This is a genomic window from Gammaproteobacteria bacterium (genome assembly GCA_003696665.1).
Taxonomy (GTDB): Bacteria; Pseudomonadota; Gammaproteobacteria; order Enterobacterales.
The window spans coordinates 1-7,154 of the sequence record RFGJ01000087.1; the positions used below are offsets into that span (position 1 = coordinate 1).

At 51.0% G+C, this 7,154-nt stretch carries 8 protein-coding genes; all 8 read left to right on the plus strand.

The window, feature by feature from the left end; translation table 11 throughout:
• On the plus strand, positions 1-552 hold a 552-nt coding region (locus D6694_02900; GenBank protein ID RMH46879.1), incomplete at its 5' end, for a glycosyltransferase family 2 protein.
• A gap of 30 nt (positions 553-582) precedes the next feature.
• Positions 583-1,851, plus strand: coding sequence for a hypothetical protein (locus D6694_02905; protein ID RMH46880.1), 1,269 nt, complete (start codon positions 583-585; stop codon positions 1,849-1,851).
• Positions 1,852-1,868: 17 nt separating this feature from the next.
• Positions 1,869-2,804 carry a glycosyltransferase gene (locus tag D6694_02910; protein ID RMH46881.1) on the plus strand — a complete coding sequence of 312 codons (936 nt, stop codon included), beginning with the start codon at positions 1,869-1,871 and terminating at the stop codon, positions 2,802-2,804.
• Positions 2,801-3,799: a glycosyltransferase gene (locus D6694_02915; GenBank protein ID RMH46882.1), complete on the plus strand. Its 999-nt coding sequence runs from the start codon at positions 2,801-2,803 to the stop codon at positions 3,797-3,799. Before D6694_02910 ends, D6694_02915 begins: the two co-directional genes overlap by 4 nt.
• Positions 3,792-4,466: a class I SAM-dependent methyltransferase gene (locus D6694_02920; protein ID RMH46883.1), complete on the plus strand. Its 675-nt coding sequence runs from the start codon at positions 3,792-3,794 to the stop codon at positions 4,464-4,466. The genes D6694_02915 and D6694_02920 overlap by 8 nt, the downstream gene beginning before the upstream one ends.
• On the plus strand, positions 4,456-5,481 hold the full coding sequence (locus D6694_02925; protein RMH46884.1) for a glycosyltransferase: 1,026 nt from the start codon (positions 4,456-4,458) through the stop codon (positions 5,479-5,481). The genes D6694_02920 and D6694_02925 overlap by 11 nt, the downstream gene beginning before the upstream one ends.
• 15 nt (positions 5,482-5,496) lie before the next feature.
• Positions 5,497-6,897 carry a glycosyltransferase gene (locus tag D6694_02930; protein ID RMH46885.1) on the plus strand — a complete coding sequence of 467 codons (1,401 nt, stop codon included), beginning with the start codon at positions 5,497-5,499 and terminating at the stop codon, positions 6,895-6,897.
• A 15-nt stretch (positions 6,898-6,912) separates the two neighbouring features.
• Positions 6,913-7,154 (plus strand): amine oxidase (locus D6694_02935; protein ID RMH46886.1); only part of this gene is annotated, 242 nt, incomplete at its 3' end.

Consider the following 7,154-nt stretch of genomic DNA (forward strand, 5'->3'; position numbering starts at 1 on the left):
CTGTTTCTTGATGATGATACGGTCATTCTTCAGCAGGATTTCCTTTCGACTCTTCTGCGAGAGTTTGATGAACGGCCATCAAGTGATGCCCTTATCCCGCACGGACAGGCCAGTTTTGCCCTTATTGAGGGGCGTTACGACTATCACGAACCCTTCTTTATGACCAGCCGCTGTATGGCTTACCGGCGGCAGGTATTGGAGGACTTGGGAGGATTCGTGTCCGACATTATTGGCCAGGAGGATGTCGAGTTTGTGACACGTTTTTATATGGCAGGCAAGGCTGTAGGGCTTGCAGCAAATCTAAACTATTATCACCCACCCCTGCTGGTTCCAAACTATCGCAAGCCCCAGGCGGTAGGGCAGTCGTTTTACCGACTCAAAAAGCGTTACCCTTTGGCCATCTGGCTGATTCTGCTTATGAACTGCATGCGGCATGCCCCACTTTTGCTGCTTCCCTGGAAACGCTCTCGTGAAGCGGGACGTTTCGGATATGGTTTTTTGCTCGGGGTATGTCGTGGTATCAGATGTCGAGAAAATCTTACCTATACCTGAGTCGGAATTTCCCGCAGGCGGAAAACATAAATGAAAAGGCATCCATCGCTCAAGGCTGGTATCACCTCCCTCTTTGCTGTGCAGGCTCTTAATTATCTTTATCCATTGCTGCTGGTCCCTTATTTGGTTCGGGTTTTGGGGGGGGAGGGCTTCGGTTTGCTGGCCTTTGCACAAGCGATGGTGCATTACTTTTATTTGTTGACGGATTACGGTTTCAACCTTAGCAGTTCCCGCACCATAGCTGCATGTCGCGACGACTTGGTTACCTTGGAAGAGGTATTCAGGGCGACACTGTGGGCGAAAATTGTTCTGGTTGGCTTGGCGACCCCGGTGTTTTTGGCGATCGTTTTTTTGCTCCCTCCGTTTAGCAACCATGTTGCGTTGTTCCTGTTTTCTTTTCTAGGGGTTGTAGGCCAGGCCCTGTATCCTGCCTGGTTTTTTCAGGGAACAGAAAAATTTCATCTGCTGGCTTGGACACAGCTGGCTGCCAAGGGATTTGTGCTCTGTGCTCTTGTTGCTTGGGTGCGTTCTGAGGACGACCTTCTTTTGGCTACTTTGCTGCAATCTCTGGGAATGCTTGTCCTGGGGGCGAGCGGCCTTTTTCTTGCTTGGCGTGCAGCCAGCATATCGCTAGGTTTTCCGGGGATAAGATCGATTCATGCAGTGCTGCGCGATGGCTGGCCATTGTTTTTATCGACCGCCGGGAAGAGTCTTTATACGAACAGCAACGTTTTTGTGCTCGGTTTACTGACACCGCCGCAAGCCGTTGGATATTTCAGTGCCGCTGATAAACTCGTGAGAGCAGTATGTGGGCTATTCTCTCCCGTTGCCCAAGCTGTTTATCCGCGGATAAACGCCATGTTGGCAGAGTCGCGGCAGATGGCTGCAGATTTTATTCGGGTGCTTTTTTTTCGCTTTGCGGGAGTTGCCCTGTGTGTGTCGCTGTTGCTTTTTTTCTCTGCTGATCTGACGGTGCAGTTGTTGTTCGGTACAGACTTTCAGCGCTCCGCCGAATTGGTCAGGGTCTTGGCCCCTCTTCCCCTCATTATCGCCTTAAGCAACGTTTTTGGCATGCAGGTCATGCTACCCTTCGGATTGACACAGCAATTTAGTCGTATCCTGCTTGCTGCGGGTGTGTGCAACCTTTCTCTTGTTGTTCCACTTATCCTGTGGCAGGGGGATCTCGGAGCGGTTCTCGGAGTGTTGGTGACTGAAACCCTTATATCGGTGATGATGTTTCTGGTGCTAAGAAGGAACGGTCTGAACTTCTTTACTTTTGGGACGGCGAGGTTCACTTGACGTCAAGAGTGCGCCTAATGAATTCTGTTGATAACGCAGAGAGCATGAGCATATGCGCGGTCGTCGTGACGTTCAACCGTAAGGAGTGTCTGGCCCGATGTCTTGAGGCTTTAATCCGGCAGGACCGGCCGCTGAACAGAATCATTGTCATCGACAATGCCAGTACTGATGGAACTCACGAGATGCTTCAGGAGAGATTCCTGCCCGCTGTGGGGATATTGAGCTGTATCCGGCTGCAGAACAACATTGGGGGAGCTGGGGGATTTTTTGAAGGGATGCGGCGGTTTCTAGCCGAGGGCTGGGATTGGGTTTGGCTGATGGATGACGATGGATACCCCGATGCCTCAGCACTGTCAACGCTCCTGGCAGGGGTGCTGAGTTTTGATTTTTTAGTAGGGGGGCCGCTGGTAATCGATGTCGATGCGAGGGACAAGTTGGCTTTTGGTCTGGATCAAAATACCCACAGCCTGGCCGATGCTCTCGCTCAGGGAGAGATCATTGCTCAGCGGCTCAATCCCTTCAATGGGACACTCATTCACAGGCGGGTTGTTCAGAAAGTAGGACTGGTCAAGCGCGAGATGTTTTTGTGGGGGGATGAAAGAGAATATCTTTTTCGCTTGTTGAAAGAAAACGTGCCTTTTGCGACGTTTACGCGTGCACATTTTTATCATCCCACGGCCAAAGGCAGGTATGTCCCCGTACTCTGGGGGAGGCTTCGTCCTGTCTTGATCAAGCCTGAATCTCTTTTCCACATTTATCTGCGCAATCTTGGTTATCTTGATCGCCATTATCGCGGCACCTTAGGTGTTTTGAGCAGCCTGGTGCGATATAGCCTTTATTTTATCATGAATCGAAAATGTGACTTTGCAGGACTCCTGAAATTTTTCCGCTATTACGCCGATGGCTTTTTTGATCGCTACCGACTTCCCTCGTTGCCCGGGCCGAGGCCATGAAAATCAGTTTTATTGAGCCACATCTCGGGGTGTATGGCGGTATTCGCCGGATTGTCGAACTCTCCAACCGCTTGGTTGACAAAGGACATGAAGTCAGCATCTTCCATTCGGATGGCAGCCCTTGTCGCTGGCTAAAAAATAGAGCCAGGACGGCGCCGGCCGGCGATGTGCTCGATGAATCCCATGATGTCCTGCTGTTCAATGATCCGAACAGTCGGGATTATGCCCTAGTTCGCGAGGCTTCAGCCAAGCTGAAAGTTCTTTATGTCCTAGAGCTTTACGAAAAGGAACTGTTGAAAGATTTTAGGTGGCAACGTTTTCTCCCCTGGCATCGACGGATGCGGATTTTGTCCGCTTATCTGAAACTCGCTGACTTGGTGCTTGTCAATGCCACCTGGGAACAGATCTGGCTTAAGGAACATCTTGGAATACCAAGTGAAACTGTTCTGGGTGGAGTCGACTTCGATATGTTCCGTCCAGTAGAAGTACCTCGCAAGAGGGGGGATACTGTCCGTATTCTGTGTTCTGGAGACCCCAGGAAAAGGAAAGGTTTTAAATTTATCCAGACTGCGTTTGCCAGAGCTCGGAAAAGTTGTCCCAGGCTGACCTTGGACACCTACCATGGTAAAGGCTTGACACAAAAAGAACTGGTGGATGCCTATTGCTCGGCCGATATTTTCATTGAGGCGAGCACCCAGGCCGGTTGGAATAACCCAGTTGCCGAGGCGATGGCGTGCAAAGTTCCGGTGATTTGCACTGATATCGGAGGGGTGGCTGATTTCGCAATCCATGAGCGAACGGCGTTGCTGGTTTCTCCGGGGGATGTTGATGGGATGACGCAAGCAATCATCCGGCTGGCGACTGACAGGAGTTTGCGCCAACGTCTTGCCGAGCAGGCCTTTGAGCGGATCCGCTTGTTCCCTTGGAGCAGATGCGCCGACAGGTTAGAGGAAATCCTTCGGGATGCCTTGATGACAAGAGCGATACATGAGTAGTTCATTCAATTCAGCCTATGTGGGCTGTCGTCCGGATATTCAGGCCCTTATGCCGGAACGATTTTGCCGCGTTCTGGATCTTGGATGCAGTGACGGTAGTCTTGGGCGATCCATTAAGGAGAATCATCCCGGTGCAGAGATCGTTGGCATTGAGATTGATGAGCTTATGGCAGCCGTTGCAGAATGCCGCCTCGATCGGGTTCTTTGCGCTGACCTCGAATCCTTCACACCGACGAAGTATTTCTCCGCTGGATATTTCGATGTCATCATTTTGGCAGATGTCTTGGAACACCTCAGGGAACCCTGGACGCTTCTTGCCCAACTAAAGAATATCCTGCATGAACAGGGTCGATTGATCGTCAGTGTACCGAATGTGCGGTTTTATGAAACGATTTTTCAGTTAGTGGTCAGGGGGGATTGGCCGTTTCGGCCAAGGGGGATTCATGATCGTACCCACCTACGATTCTTTACGCGAAAATCCCTGCTTGCGATGCTGGATGAATGTGGATATGAGAAGCTCGAGCTTGAGAAAAATTTTCGAATATTCGAACAACCCAGAAGGTTGAACCGGCTGGGCAAGTTGTTTAGGTGGTTCCCGGGGAACGATCTGTTTGTCTACCAGTATCTCGCCGTTTGTCGCAAAAAAAGGGGGAGGGATGCAGGTTAAGGTCGCTGCACTTATTGTGACATATGGTGAGCGGAATGCTTATCTGAATCAGGTCGTGGCTGGCCTTCGCGAGCAGGGAGATCGGCTTAGTGAACTGGTGGTTGTTTTTAACGGCAATGCGATCCAAGCGGAGGCTTTTTCCGCCAGCAACGAGCATTTCCGTGTACATAAGGTTGTCCTCCCGTCCAACCAAGGCTCGGCAGCAGGGTTCAAGGCGGCTCTTTCTTATGCCTGGAAACATTCGTCGGCGGAATATTTCTGGCTGCTCGATGACGATAATCAGCCACAATTGGGGAGCCTTGAACATCTTCTTAGGGGGCTTGAACTGCTGGGGGGGAGCGAGGATGTTTTGATGCTCTCGTTGCGTCGGAACAGGCGCGAATTCCTACATACAGCCTGTTGTGGTGCCCCAGTGCGGATTCGACCGAATTCTTTTCATGGGTTTCATTTTAAGTCATTGGTCACACAACCTCGACTACCAGGGCGTAGCCATCGTCAGGATCCTTTGACTGCCGATCAGTTCCGCTTCATTATCGCTCAGGTGGAGTATGCCCCTTATGGAGGGTTGCTGCTTCACCGCGATTGGTTGAGGAGGGTAGGTTATCCAAATGAGGATTATGTGCTTTATGCCGATGACCACGAATTTACTACACGAATTGTTAAAGAGGGAGGTCGCATCTACCTTTGCCCGTTGAGTGAAATTCACGACCTTGAGAATTCATTCCATTGGAAAAATGAAGGCCTCGGTGGGCATCTGCTCTCTTCAGATGACGACCCTTTGCGGCTCTATTATGGCACGCGCAATCGTGTGCACATGGAACTCAATGGTTTTGTGACCTCTCGCGTCACCTATTTTTGCAATATCCTGACCTGTCTTCTGTTGTTATTCTGCTGGCAATTGCTGACAGAGCGCTGCCCCTTGCCGCTGGTAAAAAGACTAGCCTTGGTGATTGAGGCAATAAAAGATGGTTGGACGAACCGTCTTGGATTCAACGCGAAGTATGTGCTGCCCTGACTGGTGAGATGAAGCATGAACATCCTTCATGTCGGTTGGGGATTCATCCCCTGGCGTTCTGGAGGGCTAGCGACCTACGCCCATGACCTCATGGACTACCAAGCCGAACAGGGCTGGCGGGTTGATTACTTTTGCGCCGGTCGCCACTATCCTTTCGGTCGGCCATCGACCTTGAAAGAATGGCACCGTGGAAAAATCCGGGTACACGAGATCATCAATTCCCCCATTTTACACGGCGGGGACCGTGGGACCTTGAGGCCGGATCTGGAACTCACAGAGGCAGAAACTGAAAAGATGTTTATCCAAACAGTTGAAAAAGTGAAACCGGATATCCTGCACATTCACGAACTGGCTGGGTTGCCATCCTCTTTGATCGATCTGGCTAAGGAACGTTTTGGCCTGCCTATCCTAATGACGCTGGCCGATTATTTCTTACTCTGTCCGACTCTTAAACTCTTTGATGTCTCTGGGCATTTGTGCATGAGCGTGGATCTTGCCTCCGATTGCCTGCAATGTTGTGCCGGTGCACCGAAAAGCAGGAGGGTCAGCGAGTTGAGGACGTTGACCTATCGTCTTAAACCTTATGTTCTAAAATTACCCGAAAGCATTCGCCTTTTTATAGCTAAATCACTTCATGTGACTGAACGTCGAGCGGAGGTGACAGGAAAAAACAGGGCTTTTGTTCAACGCAGGAAGACCAATCTGGAACGTCTTGAAAAGATCGATGTTTTGGTTGCTCGGTCAGCAAGGGTGGCTCAGCTGTATCAGCAGCATCTGGGGGATAAGAAGCGGATTGAGGTTTTGAATCCAACCCTCAGACATATTGATCAGATCAAGCCAAGTGTTCGTAAACATACGAGTCGCCCTATTAGGTTTGTGACTCTGAATGGACTAGCCTCTGTCGCCAAGGGAGGGGAGGTGCTTCTGAGGGCTGTCGAGCTGCTCAGTGAGCGCGGCTATGGGGAGCAATTTGAACTGATTGTATTTGGTGGGTGTTCAGCTGTGTTTCGCGGTCGCCTTGATAGGCTGAAAAATGTCAACTATCGTGGACCTTATCGTGCTGCTGATCTGGATCATCTTCTGGAGGGGATGGATGTCGGAGTCGTCCCATCGGTCTGGGAGGAGGTTTTCGGGTACGTCGGTCCTGAGATGTTGGCGAAAGGGATCCCCGTAATCGGTAATGCCGTCGGTGGAATCACAGAATATGTGATTGAAGGTCAAACCGGCTGGCTTAACCGTTCAAGCACGGCAGAGGAACTGGCTGGCATAATGGCAGGGCTGATCGATAACCCAGATCGGGTCACTGCTGTCCATGCGGCAATCGTCCATCAACCACCTTTGCAGACATATGCTGACCATTTTCTTTCCCTGGTCCGGTTGTATGAAAAGGCGGCCGGGAACCCTTTCATGAGATAACGGGACTTATTCCTTATGAGGATTGTAGTTCTCGGCTCCGGCCCCACCGGGCTCGGTGCCGGTTGGCGGCTGAATCAAAGCGGGCATGATGACTGGAGGTTGTTCGACCGCATGGATCGTATCGGTGGTCTTTCAACCTCTTATGTCGATGAGGCAGGTTTTACCTGGGATGTCGGCGGCCATGTCCTCTTTTCCCATTTTGAGCTGTTTGACGGGGTCGTCGAGAAGGCGCTTGGTGGGGACTACTACAGTCATGA

Coding starts and splice junctions, on each gene's coding strand:
- D6694_02920 (RMH46883.1), top strand. CDS start 3,792: ATGAGTAGTTCATTCAATTCAGCCTATGTGGGCTGTCGTCCGGATATT.
- D6694_02925 (RMH46884.1), top strand. CDS start 4,456: ATGCAGGTTAAGGTCGCTGCACTTATTGTGACATATGGTGAGCGGAAT.
- D6694_02915 (RMH46882.1), top strand. CDS start 2,801: ATGAAAATCAGTTTTATTGAGCCACATCTCGGGGTGTATGGCGGTATT.
- D6694_02910 (RMH46881.1), top strand. CDS start 1,869: ATGAATTCTGTTGATAACGCAGAGAGCATGAGCATATGCGCGGTCGTC.
- D6694_02905 (RMH46880.1), top strand. CDS start 583: ATGAAAAGGCATCCATCGCTCAAGGCTGGTATCACCTCCCTCTTTGCT.
- D6694_02930 (RMH46885.1), top strand. CDS start 5,497: ATGAACATCCTTCATGTCGGTTGGGGATTCATCCCCTGGCGTTCTGGA.